The following is a 13,515-nucleotide window of genomic DNA, read 5'->3' as shown; positions in this document are numbered from 1 at the left end:
CCGTGGTGGTGGATCAGTTGGTGAGGCCGGCGAGGGATTCCTTCGCGGCGGCGGCGACTGCTTCTGCCGTGATGCCGAATTCCTGGAAGAGGCGCTTGTAGTCCGCGGACGCTCCGAAGTGCTCCAGGGAGATGGAACGGCCGGCATCGCCGACGAATTCCTTCCAGCCCAGGGCCAGTCCGGCTTCGACCGAGACGCGTGCCTTCACGGCCGGGGGCAGCACGGCGTCGCGGTAGGCGGCGTCCTGCTTGTTGAACCATTCCACGCAGGGCATGGACACCACACGGGTGGGGATGCCCTCGGCCTGCAGCGCTTCGCGGGCGTTGACGGCGAGCTGGACCTCGGAGCCGGTGCCAATCAGGATGACCTGGGCTTCGACGGTGGAGCCGTCCTTCGACGCCTCGGCAAGGACGTAGCCGCCCTTCTCGACGCCGGCGGTGGAGCCGAAGGTGTCGCCGTCGGCCACGCCGGTGCCGCGGGCGTAGGTGGGGATGTTCTGCCGGGTCAGGACGATGCCGGCGGGGTTTTCGTGGTTTTCCAGCATGGCCTTCCAGGCCGCGGCCACCTCGTTCGCATCTCCCGGGCGGACGACGTCCAGGCCCGGGATGGCGCGGAGGGAGGCGAGCTGCTCAACGGGCTGGTGCGTGGGGCCGTCCTCGCCCAGGCCGATCGAGTCGTGCGTCCAAACATACAGCGACGGGACGCCCATGAGGGCGCCGAGCCGGATCGCGGGGCGCTGGTAGTCGGAGAAGATCAGGAACGTTCCGGAGAACGCCCGGGTGCGCCCGTGCAGGGAGATGCCGTTCACGATCGACGCCGCGGCGTGCTCGCGGATGCCGAAGTGCAGGACCCGGCCGTAGGGGTTGCCCTTCCACGCCGCGGTGGACCGGGACGTGGGGATGAATGAGGGCGAGCCCTCGATCGTGGTGTTGTTCGACTCCGCGAGGTCTGCGGAGCCGCCCCAGAGTTCGGGCATGACCGGGCCGATCGCGTTCAGGACCTTCCCGGAGGCGGCCCGGGTGGAGACGTCCTTGCCGGCTTCGAAGACCGGCAGGGCGGCTTCGAAGTCGCCCGGGAGCTTCTTCGCCTCGACGCGTTCCAGCAGTGCAGCGGACTCGGGGTTGCCGGCCTGCCACGCCTCGAACGAGGCCTGCCAGTCGGCGCGGGCGGCCGCGCCGCGGTCCTGGACGGCACGGGCGTGGGCCAGGACGTCCTCGTCGACCTGGAAGGCACGTTCCGGGTCAAAGCCCAGGACCTTCTTCAGGGCTGCGACTTCCTCAGCGCCGAGGGCGGAGCCGTGGATCTTGCCGGTGTTCTGCTTCTTCGGCGCCGGGTACCCGATGATGGTCCGCAGGGAGATGATGGAGGGCTTGCCGGTTTCTGCCTTCGCGGCGAGCAGAGCGGCGTGCAGTTCCTGGACGTCTTCGACGTATTCGCCGGTCCGGGTCCAGTCGACCCGCTGGGTGTGCCAGCCGTAGGCCTCGTAGCGGGCCAGGACGTCCTCGGTGAACGCCACATCGGTGTCGTCCTCGATCGAGATGTGGTTCTCGTCGTAGATCACCACGAGGTTGCCCAGTTCCTGGTGACCGGCGAGTGAGGACGCCTCGGAGGTGACGCCTTCCTGCAGGTCGCCGTCGGAGGCGATCACCCAGACGGTGTGGTCGAACGGGCTCGTGCCGGCGGGAGCGTCGGCGTCGAACAGGCCGCGCATCCGGCGCTGGGAATAGGCGAAGCCGACCGCGGACGCCAGGCCCTGGCCCAGCGGGCCGGTGGTGATCTCCACACCCTTGGTGTGCTTGTACTCCGGGTGGCCCGGGGTCAGCGAGCCCCAGGTCCGCAGCGCCTCCAGGTCCTTCAGTTCCAGGCCGTAGCCGGCGAGGAACAGCTGGATGTACAGGGTCAGGGACGTGTGCCCGGGGGACAGGACGAACCGGTCGCGGCCCAGCCAGTCCGGATTCGCCGGGTCGTGGCGCATCAGCTTCTGGAACAACAAATACGCGGCCGGAGCAAGGCTCATCGCCGTCCCCGGGTGGCCGTTTCCGACTTTCTCCACCGCATCCGCGGCCAGCACCCGGACGGTGTCCACTGCGCGCTGGTCCAAGTCAGTCCATGACAGTTCTTGCTCTTCCAAATGTGGCACGAAAACCGGGCCCCTCTCTGTGCTGACGGCCGGCGGTACGCTCTTTTCCCGCCCGGGCACAGTTCGGTGCCCGCTGCGGTTCGTACCAGCCGTTCACCATCGAAACGTTGATCTATCATTCAGACGCAGATGCAGAGCCGCGTGTTCCGGCAAGTGCCTAAATGCGTGCCCGTGTGCGCTGATCTAATGACAGCCTAGTCCCATTCCACTTTGTGGTCAGCGTATATCTCACCAATTGGACCTGATTTCGCTTATATGAATCACCGTCCGCCGCGGGGCCGGTGAGCCGGCGTTAACGCGCCGGAATCATGGCGCGGCATTCGGCGGCCCTCCGGCCCGGAGCTCCACGGTATGATGGGTGGTGGCCTTCGACTGGGGCAAGGACACGGGTGTGCGCCGAGCGCGGAGCCCGGTCTGCAGCACAGTGCGTTGCGAAATCCACCCGGGGCTGCCCAGCCAGACAGAACTGCACAGCCAGACAGAACAGAGTGACTGCCACCGTGAGCACAACTAATACGCCGCTGAACGCCTCCCCGGCCTCGGGAAGAATGGGCTTCGGCCGCAAAGCCAAGGCCTACCTGGCGCTCACGAAACCCCGCGTGATCGAGCTTCTGCTCGTCAGCACGCTCCCCACCATGATCTATGCCGAACGCGGCTTCCCGTCGATCGGCCTGATCCTGGCGACGCTGGTGGGCGGCGCGTTCGCGGCAGGTTCCGCAGGCGCCTTCAACTGTTACATCGACCGCGACATCGACAAGCTCATGCACCGCACGGAGAACCGGCCCCTGGTCACCGGTGAGGTCACACCCCGCGAAGCCCTCATCTTCTCCTGGCTGCTGGGCGCGGCGGCGATCGCCATCCTCTGGTTCGGGGCCAACCCGCTCGCCGCGTGGCTCGGACTCGGCGCCATCGTCTTCTACGTGGTCATTTACACCATGATCCTGAAGCGGCGCACGGCCCAGAACATTGTCTGGGGCGGCGCCGCCGGGTGCTTCCCGGTCCTGATCGCCTGGGCCGCCGTCACCAACACCGTCGAGTGGCCCGCCGTCGTACTGTTCATGGTGATTTTCCTCTGGACCCCGCCGCACTACTGGCCGCTGTCGATGCGCTACGGCGAGGACTACCGCAACGCCAACGTGCCGATGCTGGGCGCCATCGCCGGGGCGAAGGTGGTTTCGGTGCAGGTGGTCCTCTACGCCTGGGCCATGGTGGCGTGTTCGCTGCTGATGATCCCGGCCGGTGGTGCCGGCTGGGTCTACACGGTGACCGCCGTCGGCGCCGGTGCCTGGTTCCTGTACGAGTCGCACGCCCTGTACAACCGCGCCCAGGCCGGCGACGTATCCAACAAGGGAGCCATGAAGGTCTTCCACGGCTCCATCAGCTACCTGACCCTGCTCTTCATTGCCCTGGCCGTCGACCCGTTCGTCGGCTCGGCCATCATGGGCGGCTGATCCCCCCGTTCATCTGCCTGACGCTCCCTCACCAGTGGTGGGGGAGCGTCAGCTGTATCAGGGGGACGGTCCTTTTCGGTCCCGGGGTATCCTTACGAACCGGCCAGGCGACACAACCCCAGGGGGAGCCCGTGATCAACCGCAGCGATGTACTTCAGGCACAGAACCGCATCAGTGGCCACGTGCGGCGCACGCCGTTGCTCCGCGGGGGTACCGCTGCCGCCCCGCTCTGGTTCAAATGTGAGTTCCTGCAGCACACGGGCGTCTTCAAGGCACGCGGCGCCTTCAACCGCCAGCTCGCCGCCCGGGAGCGCGGGGAGCTTGACCCGGCAGTCGGTGTGGTGGCGGCGTCGGGCGGCAACGCGGGTTTGGCGAACGCGTACGCCGCCGCGGTCCTCGGTGTGCCGGCGACGGTGTTCGTCCCGGAGAACGCCCCGCGGGTAAAGGTCGAGCGTCTCCTCGCGTACAACGCCACGGTCCGGCAGGCCGGCGCCGAGTACGCAGAGGCTTTCGCGGCAGCAATGCACTACGTGGAAGATACCGGCGCCCTGTTCTGCCATGCGTACGACCAGCTGGAAATTGCGGCAGGCGCGGGCACCCTGGCCGAGGAAATCCTCGAGGACGAGCCCGGCATCGACACGATCGTCGTCGCCGTCGGCGGCGGCGGACTCTATGCGGGCGTGGCGGCAGCTGCCGAGGGCCGGGCCAGCGTCGTCGCGGTCGAGCCCTTCACCATCCCCACGCTGCACGCGGCCCTCGACGCCGGCCGCCCGGTCGATGTGGCCGTTTCGGGCGTCGCCGCGGACTCCCTCGGGGCCAGGCGCGTGGGTGGGATCGCCTTCAGCATCGCCTCACGCGTCCCGCCGACCTCTGTGCTGGTGGACGACGCCGCCATCATCGCGGCCCGGTCACAGTTGTGGGGCGATTACCGGATCCCCGCCGAATACGGGGCTGCGGCTGCGTTCGCGGCGCTCACTTCAGGGGCGTACACACCCGCCGACGGGGAACGCGTCGCGGTGATCGTCTGCGGGGCGAACACCGATGCCTGCACGCTGGAGAACGACCCTGGCAGCGACTGAATAGCGCCGACTGCCGACTGAGGGGTGCCGCCTGAACAGTGCCGACTAACCGTGCCGGGACGCGGCGCTGCCGGCCTGCTGCCGGTCCGGAGGGTAGCGGGCCGAATAGTGCTGGTCGAAGCGGGCCCGCGCGATCCGCCCGAGCCGTTCGACAGTGTGCCAGCTGATGACCGCAATGAGCAGGGTCACCGCAATGGCCGACACCGCGATGAGCGGCGGCAGATCGGCCGTGGAGCCGCCGTTGAGCCAGAGAATGACGGCGTAGTTCCAGAGGTACGCTGCGTAGGAGACAGTGCCCAGCAGCTGCGCCGGGCGCGTCCACTTCGGCATCGCCGCGGTTCGGGAGGCGGCCAGTGCGACCAGGACGGCCGCGGCGGCCATGGCCAGCGGGCCGCCAATGAACATGAAGGCCGGCGTTTCGTTGGCCTTCGGGAAGTAGATCAGCGCGGCCAGGACGGCGACGGAACCGAGCAGGGCCGCGCGCCTGAGCCAGCGGCCGCTGAACCAGTTGAACACATGGACCCTGTACAACCGCAAGGCCGAACCGATGATCAGGCCCAGGCCCCACGTGGTCGGCAGCGCGTAGACCAAGGAGTGAAGTTGCGGGGCCAGGGTCACCATTGCCAGCACACTGGCCGACATGAGGAACAGCGCGACGGCGGCGGACCAGCCAATCAGCTTTCCCTGGCGGTTGCGCCGCAGGGCGAGCACCAGCAGCACGGGCCAGATCAGGTAGAACTGTTCTTCCACCGCCAGCGTCCAGAGCGGTCCGATCGCCATGCTGACGTCGAACGGCAGGGGGAGGTCTTTGAGGTAGCCAAGACCGGCGAGGACCGTGTACCCCACGATTCCCTTGGACCGGTCACCGAGGACGTCGGTGGCCAATTCGACGATCGCGTAGACGCCCAGAAGAGAAACCAGTGCCGGCACCAGCCGGAAGGCCCTGTGCGCATAGAAGCGCCCGTAACGAATCTTACGGTGCCGTTCGATATCGCCGACCAGCACGTTGGTGATCAGGTAACCGCTCAACACGAAGAAGGCAATGACACCCACGATGCCGGCGCCCTGGAATATGCCGGGCCAGGAATGTCCGAGCAGGACGGCGCCCACGGCGGCACCGCGAAGAACGTCCAGGCCATCCAGCCGTGGGCGCTTTGCAGTATGTTGGACCGTCTGTGCGGGCCTTTCGCCGACTAGTAACGCCACATATCCTCCGGTGCCTCTGTCTGGCCGGTTCCGATTCCAGCTGCATCAAGGCAAAACCGCGCCGTCCGTATATCCATGGATGCGATTGCGGCGCCAGTCCTGCGCCCTATCCAAGTATTCCCGCCTTGGCTGGACGAAACCTGACGCCGGTTCTGCGGCTGCCCGGCTCTGCAGTTGCCCGGCTCTGCGGTTGGTTGTAGGGCGGGCCCGAAAAGGGGCCACACCTTCCAGTATTCCGAAATCTTTCCTGTTTGGACAAGTGACCGGCCGGTAACCGGGCGTCGAGGGGCGACGCCTCTAGGCTTCTTTAGAGATTGTGGGCCACCAGCTCCAGCCCGATTACCAGCAGGCTCAACACGACTTCGGCGAACATGATGGCGGCCTTGTGACGGAGCGGGATCTCGAGGCGGCGGATCGCGAGGAACCCGACGATGCCGAGCGAAACAACCAGAACAGCGACTGCCCACCCGAGGGCAACGGCCGTCGACCACAGACCGAGGCCGGCTGCCGTGAGGAGGAGCAGCGGGGTGACCAGGACGCCGAGGCCGCCCGCGCTGACCGCGATCATGTGGTGCAGCTCCTCACCGGTGGGAAGCTTCGAATGAACAGTCAGGTGGCTCAGGAGGTCGGCGACGAAAATCCCCAGCAGGGAGCCGATCACCACGATGCTGAGCGTCGCCGCCGCTGCCAGCGGCGTGGTCTCGTCCGCGTGACTCCGAAGCGCCAACACCACGGCCAGGCTCGTGAAGATGATGTATACACGTTCTTTGAGGCTCGCCGCGCGTTGGCGGGCTGAGGGTGAAGGAGGCACGGTCGGTTCTGTCGCTTGCATCAGAGAAGGCCTTCCGGTCAGCGTCACGGGAACGAACGAGGAAAGCCCACGGCCGCGACGATCCATATCCATGCCATCCCATAGTCCACCCGGAAATCCCGTCAAGGCCAGCCCCCGGGAGGTGAATGCGCTACTGGTCATTGTTGCCGCAGCGCCCGTTCGAGGGCCCAGACAGCAACAGACAGCAAACGCGGGGCCACTTACGGCCCGTCCGGACGTGCCGGAAGGGCGGTAAGTGACCCCGCGATGCTTTGTTCAGGGGTGCTGCGGCTGATTAGTCCACCGGTTAGTCCACCGGGCTGTAGCGGGCGAGGTCCGCGGCGTTGGTCGCCGCGCTCATCAGCAGTGCCGCCGCCAGCATGTGAGCGCCGACGAGCAGCGCCGGGATGCCGTTGTAGTACTGCGTGAAGCCGATTGCGGCCTGCAGCCCCGTGACGCCCAGGAGCATGAACACCGCGGAGCGGAACGGCCCCCGAATCCGCCCGCGGACCACAAGGACCAACGCGAACAGCGCGCCAGCGGTCACCAGGTAGGCGGGCACGGCGTGGATGTGCGCGAACAGGTCCCAGTCGAGGTCGTTGCGCGGGGCGTTCGCGTCCCCGGCATGCGGACCGGCGCCGGTCACCACCACACCGAGGCAGACCGCGACGGCGGAGAGGACCGCGACGGCGGTCATCACCGGGCGGGCAACGCCCGGCAGGGCGGGAAGCTGCACGGTCCGGGCCTTGCCCGTGCGGCCGTACGCCCGGTTCACCAGAAGGGTCGCCAGGACCACGAGGGCCATGGACACGAGGAAGTGCAGGCCTACGACCCATGGGTTCAGCTGGGTCAGCACCGTGATGCCGCCGATGACGGCCTGGGCCGGGATGCTGGCGAGCAGGCCGAGGGCCAGCAGGAAGAGGTCGCGGCGCTCCTTGCGGAGGTTCCACAGATAGACCAGCATCATCACGGCGACGGCCGCCAGCGCAAACGTCAGGAGCCGGTTGCCGAATTCGATGATTCCGTGCATCCCCATTTCCGGGGTGGTCGTCAGGGATCCCTCCGTGCAGCGCGGCCACGTGGGGCAGCCAAGGCCCGAGGCCGTCAGGCGGACGGCACCGCCGGTCACCACCAGGACGATCTGGCCAATGAGGGACAGCACGGCCAGCCGCCTGATCGTCTTATCGACGCGGACTGGCAGCCGGGAGGTGATTCCGGAGACAATCCGGGGAGTTCGTGACGCCGTGCTCACAGTTTTCTCAATTCCACTTAAACCAACGGGTTGCTGCGCCGCCGGCGATCGCCGTCCAGAGCAGCAGGACAAGAACGGCGGCACCATTGACGCTGCCGTACAGGAAAGCATCCCTCAGCGCCTGGCCCAGCGCGCCGGAGGGGAGGAAATGCACCACGGCCTGGGCCAGCGCCGGGAGCCGTTCGGCCGGAATCACGATTCCGCCCAGCGCGCCGAGCAGGATCCAGAGCAGGTTGGTGATGGCCAGGGTCGCCTCCGGCCGGACCGTCCCGGCGACCAGCAGCCCGAGTGCCGTGAAGGCGGCGGCGCCGAGGATCAGGATGGCCAGTCCGGGCAGCCAGCCCGCGGGATTGGGCTGCCAGCCCAGCAGCACGGCCACCGCGGTCACGATGAGCACCTGCAGGAACAGCACCGCCAGGACGGCCAGGACCTTCCCCGCAATCAGGCCGGTGCGGCCCAGAGGTGTCGTGGAAAGAAAGCGCAGGACGCCGTAGCGGCGGTCGAAGCCGGTGGAGATGCCCTGCCCGGTGAAGGCCGTGGACATGGCGCACAGGGCCAGGATGCCGGGGACGGCGACATTGATGCGGCTCGAACCGAGCCCGTCCAGCAGCGGCGTCACGGTCAGCCCAACCATGGCCAGCAGCGGCAGCACGATCGCGAGGATCAGCTGCTCGCCGTTCCTGAGCATGGTGACTGTCTCGTACTGCCCCTGCAGCAGGATGCGGCGCAGCAGGGAAGCGGGCGCGCTGCCATGCGCGGCGGGGGGCGCGCCGGCACGGCGTGCGCTCTCCAGCGGGGCACCACCTGTTACGCGGTTCATCGGATCTCCCTTCCGGAGATGTCCAGGAAGACGTCCTCGAGGCTGCGCGCTTCAAGGCTCAGGGAGCTGGGCATGATTCCGCGCTGGGCCCACCACGCGGTGATCGCGGCGAGGTCGGCGGGGGTCAGGGCTCCGGTCACGGCGTAACTGCCAGCCCGCGCCTCGGTGACGTCGACGCCGTCGGGCAGCACGCCGGCGAAGTCCAGGCCTGGTTCGGTTTCGAACAACAAGGTGCGTATGTGCTGCGACGCGTCGCCCGCCGGGAGCTGGTGGCGCAGGAGCTGGGCGACGGTGCCCTCGGCGACGTTGCGGCCGGCGTCGATGATGTAGACATAGTCCGCCAGCCGCTGGGCGTCGTCCATCAGGTGCGTCGTCAGGATGATGCCCATGCCGCTGTTCCGCAGTTCGGAGATGAGATCGAAGACCATTTGGCGGGACTGCGGGTCGAGGCCCGCGCTGGGCTCGTCGAGGAACAGGACCTCCGGATTGCCGACCAGCGCCGCGGCCAGGGCGAGGCGCTGTTTCTGCCCGCCGGACAGGCGCCGCACGTTGGTGCGGCTGAAGGAGTCGATGCCCAGGCGGCCGATGAGTTCATCCACCGGCCACGGGTCCTGGTACATGCCGGCGATGTGCCGCAGCAGGGGGATGGGCCGGGCCGACGGCGGCAGGCCGCCGTCCTGCAGCATCACGCCCACCCGGGCGCGGAGGCCCGCGCCCGCCGAATCCGGATCGTGGCCGAGTAGGCTGATGGCGCCGGCGGTGCGCTTTTGCAGCCCCTGGGCGCATTCGATGGTGGTGGTCTTGCCCGCGCCATTGGCGCCGAGCAGGGCCGTGACTTGGCCGCGTTCGGCGATGAGGGAAAGGCCGCTGACCACGCGCAGCATCTTGCCGTCGAGGGTGGGCAGTGGACCAACATCCTTGACAAGCCCGCTGATGGTCAGAACGGGGGATTCGGGAGATCGCACCACAGCATTCTACGCGATGTAGTACGTCGGCTCCCCGGAGGGGGCGTCCCGCAGGCAAGCCATGCCTTACTGGAATGCCGGACTAAATTACGACATGATTGTGTTGTGTATTCCATGAGCCCCCTTGTGTCCGGAGCCGCTGTGTCTGGAGCAGCTGTGTCCGGAGGCCCTGTGTCCGGAGCCGCTGCGTCCGCAGTCCCGTCCGGGCGCGGCGCCGCGCGCGTCCGGCCTGCCCGGGTACACGTGGCGGCCGTTCCGGACGCCGTTCCCGCGGCTGCCGGCACCCACACGCACGACGCCGAAGAGCGCACGCGTGACCGCGTCCTGAACGCGGTGCTGGAGCACGGACCCATCAGCGCGGCCGAACTCGGCGACCTCCTGGGCTTCACTCCGGCCGCCGTGCGCCGCCACCTGGACCACCTCGCGCGCACCGGAGTGATTGAGGTCAAGCGGGTTGCCCGCGCCGGTGCCGGCGCCGGACGGCCCGCCCGCCGCTACGTCCTGAGCTCCCAGGGCCAGTCGAACCTGGGCAACGACTACCTCGACATCGCCTCCGTGGCGCTGCGCCGGCTCGGCGAGGCGGCCGGCCCCGAGGCCGTGCGGCAGTTCGCCGTCGAGCGGTTCGCCGACATGGAGCGCCGCTACGCACCGGAGATCGAGCAGGCCGGACCGGACATCACGGCCCGCGCCCAGGCTCTCTCCGCGGCGCTGAGCCGCGACGGGTTCGTCGCCTCGGCGCAGTCGATCGAAGCCAAGGCCCCGCTCCCGGCGGCGCTCTCCAGCGTCCAGCTCTGCCAGGGGCACTGCCCCATCCAGCACCTGGCTGCCCAGTTCCCCGTGTTCTGCGACGTGGAGACCGAAGTGTTCTCCCGGCTGGTCGGCGTCGATGTGCGCCGGCTGTCCACCCTGGCGCGCGGCGGGCACGTCTGCACCACCCACATACCTACGGGCCGTCCGGCCGCCGTCGGGACTCCCAGTCCCGCTGCACCGGTCAACCCGGACGAAGTATCCAACCATCTCCAAGAAAGGCCGTGATGACGGACCAACTATCAGAGAAGAAGGTTGCTGACTCTACTGTGATTTCGGAGATTCTGGAAAAGAATCCCGAGCTCCACGGAATTGGCACCTATGAGTACGGCTGGGCCGACAAGAACGACGTCGGGGCCAACGCCCGCCGCGGTATCAATGAGGATGTTGTTCGCGATATTTCGGCCAAGAAGAACGAGCCGGAATGGATGCTCGACCTCCGGCTCAAGGGCCTGAAGTACTTCGACCGCAAGCCCATGCCCACCTGGGGCGCGGACCTGTCCGGCATCGACTTCGACAACATCAAGTACTTCGTGCGCTCCACCGAGAAGCAGGCCGCCACCTGGGAGGACCTGCCCGAGGACATCCGGAACACCTACGAGAAGCTGGGCATCCCGGAAGCCGAGCGCAGCCGCCTCGTCTCCGGCGTCGCCGCCCAGTACGAGTCTGAAGTGGTCTACCACCAGATCCGCGAGGACCTGGAAGCCCAGGGCGTCATCTTCCTGGACACCGACACCGCGCTGCGCGAACACCCGGAGATCTTCCAGGAGTACTTCGGCACCATCATCCCGGTGGGCGATAACAAGTTCGCGTCGCTGAACACGGCCGTCTGGTCCGGCGGTTCCTTCGTGTACGTGCCCAAGGGCGTCCACGTGGACATCCCGCTGCAGGCCTACTTCCGCATCAACACGGAAAACATGGGCCAGTTCGAGCGCACGCTGATCATTGCCGACGAGGACTCCTACGTCCACTACATCGAAGGCTGCACCGCGCCGATCTACACCTCGGACTCGCTGCACTCCGCCGTCGTGGAAATCATCGTGAAGAAGGGCGCCCGCGTCCGCTACACGACCATCCAGAACTGGTCCACCAACGTGTACAACCTGGTCACCAAGCGCGCCATCTGCGAAGAGAACGCCACCATGGAGTGGATCGATGGCAACATCGGCTCCAAGGTCACCATGAAGTACCCGGCCGTCTACCTCGTGGGCGAAGGCGCCAAGGGCGAGACCCTGTCCATCGCGTTCGCCGGCGAAGGCCAGCACCAGGACACCGGCTCCAAGATGGTCCACATCGCGCCCAACACCAAGAGCTCGATCATCTCCAAGTCCGTGGCCCGCGGCGGCGGCCGTGCTGCCTACCGCGGCCTGGTCCAGGTCCGCGAAGGCGCCAAGCACTCGGCCAACACGGTCCGCTGCGACGCCCTCCTGGTGGACACCATCAGCCGGTCGGATACCTACCCGTACATCGACATCCGCGAGGACGACGTCACGATGGGCCACGAGGCCACGGTCTCGCGGGTCAGCGAAGAGCAGCTGTTCTACCTGATGTCCCGCGGCATGCGCGAAGACGAGGCCATGGCGATGATCGTCCGCGGCTTCATCGAGCCGATTGCCCGCGAACTGCCGATGGAATACGCCCTCGAGCTGAACCGACTGATTGAACTGCAGATGGAAGGATCGGTCGGTTAATGACTGACATCACTACTGAAAAGGCCCGCATCGGCGCGCCCTCAGCCCAGCCGTTCATCAACGGCTTCACCGAGGAAGGCGAAAGCCTCTCACCGCTGAACGCCGCGGAGTCCAAGGCGCCGCTGGCCGGCGAAGCCGTCAAGCGCCACTCGCACGGCGGCGGCGTCGGCGTACCGGACAGCTCACGCGCCGGCCGCCTGACCTCCTACAAGCTGGCGGACTTCAAACCGCTGACCGGCATGGAGGAGGACTGGCGCTTCACCCCGCTCAAGCGCCTCCGCGGCCTGCACACCGAGGTCCTCACCGGTGCGGCGCCGGCCGTGAGCGTCACCGCTCCGGACAGCGTCAGGGTCGAGACCGTCGGCCGTGACGACCGCCGGATCGGCTCCGCCGCCATCCCCGAGGACCGCGTCTCCGCGAACGCCTGGGAGAACTTCGCCGAGGCCACCGTCATCACGGTCCCGTCCGAGGTCGAGGTGGAGGGCGAGGTCAGCGTGCTGCTGACCGGCCAGGGCACCGAAGCTTCCGCGCAGCACGTCGTGATCGTCGCGGAAAAGTTCTCCAAGTCCGTCGTCGTCCTGGACCACCAGGGCACCGCCGTCGTCTCGGAAAACATCGAAATCCTCGTTGAGGACGGCGCGCAGCTGACCGTCATCTCGCTCCAGGAATGGAACGACGACGCCGTCCACGCCTCCTCCCAGCAGGCGAAGCTCGGCCGCGACGCGAAGTTCAAGCACATTGTGGTCAGCCTCGGCGGCGACCTTGTGCGGGTCACGCCTTCGGCACGCTTCACCGCCCCGGGCGCCGAAGTGGAACTGTTCGGCCTGTACTTCGCCGACGCCGGCCAGCACCTCGAGCAGCGCCTGTTCGTTGACCACGCCGTGGCCAACTGCAAGTCCAACGTCCTGTACAAGGGCGCCCTGCAGGGCCGCAACGCGCACACCGTGTGGGTCGGTGACGTTCTGATCCGCAAGGAAGCAGAAGGCACCGACACCTACGAGGCCAACCGCAACCTGGTCCTGACCGACGGTGCCCGCGCCGATTCCGTGCCGAACCTTGAGATTGAGACCGGCCTGATCGCCGGCGCCGGCCACGCCAGCGCCACCGGACGATTCGATGATCAGCACCTGTTCTACCTGATGGCCCGTGGCATCCCGGAAGAGGTGGCCCGCCGCCTGGTGGTCCGCGGGTTCCTGAACGAGATCATCCAGAAGATCAACGTTCCGGCCATCGAAGAGCGCCTCACGGAAGCCGTCGAGCGCGAACTCGCGGCGACCAACCACTAGTGCGCAG

General features: G+C 67.4%; 11 protein-coding genes. 5 read left to right on the top strand and 6 right to left on the bottom strand.

Going from position 1 to position 13,515, the window contains the following annotated elements:
• Nucleotides 1-13: 13 nt before the first annotated feature.
• Nucleotides 14-2,131, bottom strand: coding sequence for a transketolase (tkt, locus tag AC1DFR_RS01690; RefSeq protein ID WP_476872558.1), 2,118 nt, complete (start codon nt 2,129-2,131; stop codon nt 14-16).
• A 497-nt stretch (nt 2,132-2,628) separates the two neighbouring features.
• On the opposite strand from tkt, the gene AC1DFR_RS01685 reads away from it, so the two are divergent.
• On the top strand, nt 2,629-3,591 hold the full coding sequence (locus AC1DFR_RS01685) for a heme o synthase (protein ID WP_026266346.1): 963 nt from the start codon (nt 2,629-2,631) through the stop codon (nt 3,589-3,591).
• A gap of 131 nt (nt 3,592-3,722) precedes the next feature.
• Nucleotides 3,723-4,670, top strand: a complete 948-nt coding sequence (locus tag AC1DFR_RS01680; RefSeq protein WP_476855932.1) for a threonine/serine dehydratase — start codon at nt 3,723-3,725, stop codon at nt 4,668-4,670.
• A gap of 45 nt (nt 4,671-4,715) precedes the next feature.
• Here AC1DFR_RS01680 and AC1DFR_RS01675 read toward each other — a convergent pair whose 3' ends face one another.
• The 5 genes from AC1DFR_RS01675 to AC1DFR_RS01655 all read right to left on the bottom strand — a co-directional run bounded on the left by AC1DFR_RS01675 (nt 4,716) and on the right by AC1DFR_RS01655 (nt 9,724).
• Entirely contained in the window at nt 4,716-5,876 is a 1,161-nt protein-coding gene (locus AC1DFR_RS01675) for an acyltransferase family protein (RefSeq protein ID WP_476872557.1), read from the bottom strand.
• A gap of 307 nt (nt 5,877-6,183) precedes the next feature.
• A complete protein-coding gene (locus AC1DFR_RS01670) occupies nt 6,184-6,687 on the bottom strand; it encodes a hypothetical protein (RefSeq protein ID WP_476855930.1) in 504 nt (167 codons plus the stop codon).
• Between the two features lie 307 nt (nt 6,688-6,994).
• Nucleotides 6,995-7,939, bottom strand: coding sequence for a COX15/CtaA family protein (locus tag AC1DFR_RS01665; protein WP_476872556.1), 945 nt, complete (start codon nt 7,937-7,939; stop codon nt 6,995-6,997).
• A gap of 7 nt (nt 7,940-7,946) precedes the next feature.
• Nucleotides 7,947-8,759: an ABC transporter permease gene (locus AC1DFR_RS01660; protein WP_230008147.1), complete on the bottom strand. Its 813-nt coding sequence runs from the start codon at nt 8,757-8,759 to the stop codon at nt 7,947-7,949.
• The gene (locus AC1DFR_RS01655) at nt 8,756-9,724 is read right to left on the bottom strand and encodes an ABC transporter ATP-binding protein (protein ID WP_028275511.1); all 969 of its coding nucleotides are present in this window, start codon (nt 9,722-9,724) and stop codon (nt 8,756-8,758) included. Before AC1DFR_RS01655 ends, AC1DFR_RS01660 begins: the two co-directional genes overlap by 4 nt.
• Before the next feature lie 171 nt (nt 9,725-9,895).
• On the opposite strand from AC1DFR_RS01655, the gene AC1DFR_RS01650 reads away from it, so the two are divergent.
• The 3 genes from AC1DFR_RS01650 to sufD are packed head-to-tail and all read left to right on the top strand — an operon-like array spanning nt 9,896 to nt 13,508.
• On the top strand, nt 9,896-10,759 hold the full coding sequence (locus AC1DFR_RS01650; protein ID WP_476858598.1) for a helix-turn-helix transcriptional regulator: 864 nt from the start codon (nt 9,896-9,898) through the stop codon (nt 10,757-10,759).
• Nucleotides 10,759-12,222 carry a Fe-S cluster assembly protein SufB gene (gene sufB, locus AC1DFR_RS01645; RefSeq protein ID WP_476872555.1) on the top strand — a complete coding sequence of 488 codons (1,464 nt, stop codon included), beginning with the start codon at nt 10,759-10,761 and terminating at the stop codon, nt 12,220-12,222. The genes AC1DFR_RS01650 and sufB overlap by 1 nt, the downstream gene beginning before the upstream one ends.
• Nucleotides 12,222-13,508 carry a Fe-S cluster assembly protein SufD gene (gene sufD / locus AC1DFR_RS01640; protein ID WP_476855926.1) on the top strand — a complete coding sequence of 429 codons (1,287 nt, stop codon included), beginning with the start codon at nt 12,222-12,224 and terminating at the stop codon, nt 13,506-13,508. The genes sufB and sufD overlap by 1 nt, the downstream gene beginning before the upstream one ends.
• Nucleotides 13,509-13,515: the final 7 nt, after the last annotated feature.

The organism is Arthrobacter sp. 05T410 (assembly GCF_056396505.1).
Note: the sequence above shows the minus strand (reverse complement) of the source record. Positions and strands in the feature narration are given on the sequence as shown.

What these genes read in the sequence shown, in the direction of transcription:
- sufB (WP_476872555.1), top strand. Translation starts at nt 10,759, where the DNA reads ATGACGGACCAACTATCAGAGAAGAAGGTTGCTGACTCTACTGTGATT.
- AC1DFR_RS01660 (WP_230008147.1), bottom strand. Translation starts at nt 8,759, where the DNA reads ATGAACCGCGTAACAGGTGGTGCCCCGCTGGAGAGCGCACGCCGTGCC.
- sufD (WP_476855926.1), top strand. Translation starts at nt 12,222, where the DNA reads ATGACTGACATCACTACTGAAAAGGCCCGCATCGGCGCGCCCTCAGCC.